The sequence below is a fragment of the Wolbachia endosymbiont of Pentalonia nigronervosa genome, assembly GCF_014534705.1.
Taxonomy (GTDB): Bacteria; Pseudomonadota; Alphaproteobacteria; order Rickettsiales; family Anaplasmataceae; genus Wolbachia.
Genome location: NZ_JACVWV010000167.1, coordinates 1 through 1,205, shown reverse-complemented (window position 1 = coordinate 1,205; position 1,205 = coordinate 1). Strand labels below are relative to the sequence as shown.

1 protein-coding gene and 1 pseudogene are annotated in these 1,205 nt (G+C 36.7%); both read right to left on the bottom strand.

Features of this window, described 5'->3' with window-relative positions; genetic code table 11:
• A pseudogene (locus IC220_RS07690) lies at window positions 1-526 on the bottom strand (phage tail sheath protein); the annotation flags it as partial.
• On the bottom strand, window positions 523-1,092 hold the full coding sequence (locus tag IC220_RS07685; RefSeq protein WP_188153808.1) for a hypothetical protein: 570 nt from the start codon (window positions 1,090-1,092) through the stop codon (window positions 523-525). The pseudogene IC220_RS07690 and the gene IC220_RS07685, both read right to left, overlap by 4 nt.
• Window positions 1,093-1,205: the final 113 nt, after the last annotated feature.

Here is a 1,205-nt window from a genome sequence, read left to right as displayed (position 1 = left end):
TTAGTATTTGGCCCATCTGCTACTATTATTGCTCTCAACTTTTCTGCCACCCCTATCAAAACTGCTACTACCGGATTTTTAGACTCAGATAATTGATGAGTAAAATAAGGGGCAATTAGTATTCTTGGAGCAACATGGACTATGCTTTCACTGCTTAAAAACGCCTGTATGCCTTGATACTCCCCAGTTTTTTCGTCAACTCCTCCAATTACATTCTTCAGCGTTTCTTCTTCCTTTAACTTCAAGTCAGTATTTTTGCTCTCTTCGACACGAATAACTACTACTGTTGCACCAACTTGGGAGAAAATCTCATTTACTGCAGAAGGAAGAGTCCCTTTTTTCCAAGTTTTGCTGCTTCTTTCAAGCTTCCTGCTATTAATATTGGTTTATTCAGTGGAAACTTTTGCTCATCTGCATCTGGTGCTGTGCCAATTACACCTATCACTGATGATTTACTGGTTCTAATTGTTTTTGGGCCTGAAGTTACTTCAATAACATTCACACCATGTAAAAATTGTTCTGTCATCCTCTGCCTATTTCTTGTATTCTTTGTTTAAAATCATTGAGTAAAGCCTTTAGCTCTCCCTCATTTTTGGCTGCTTCAAATTTCCTCTCGGCCAGATCTTCAAGTTCCTCACATTTTATTATTGCTTTTACTGCTTTTTGCGCTTTATTTTGGATGAGTTTTGCCATTTCAATTATTGTTATGTCTCGAACTTTTGCCAGGGGTTCAATAATTTGAGTATCTTTTTCGTTTAACTTATTTGGTTCTGAAACTAAAATATTCTCCGCAGCTTTTTCCTGAATTTCATACGACTTAGCTTTCTGGTGAGAATAGCCTGCGTATTGGTGAGTACACCTATCATAATGAATACGAAGATCAGACAATGCAGAAAATTTCGCATTTTGCAGTAGTTCCAGCTCAATATCTTCATTACTCCTTTCAACAATATTTCCCCCTTCTGCTAAACAATATCTTTTTTGCCAATTGAAGTTTTCTGGTGCTTCATACCATCCTTCTCCTTCCGGCTTGTTTTCTAGTGTCGTTGTTTCGATTTGTTTTTTGTTTTTAAAACGTATATAAGTAGACATTGTTCCTCCACTTTTTTAATTCCAAATTTTGGAAGTAGCCTCTAATCCTGGACACTGCCAAGCTTTGAGTGTTCTTTCTACATCTACTTCAAGTTCTTCTGTTAAAAAATTGC

Coding starts and splice junctions, on each gene's coding strand:
- IC220_RS07685 (WP_188153808.1), bottom strand. CDS start 1,092: ATGTCTACTTATATACGTTTTAAAAACAAAAAACAAATCGAAACAACG.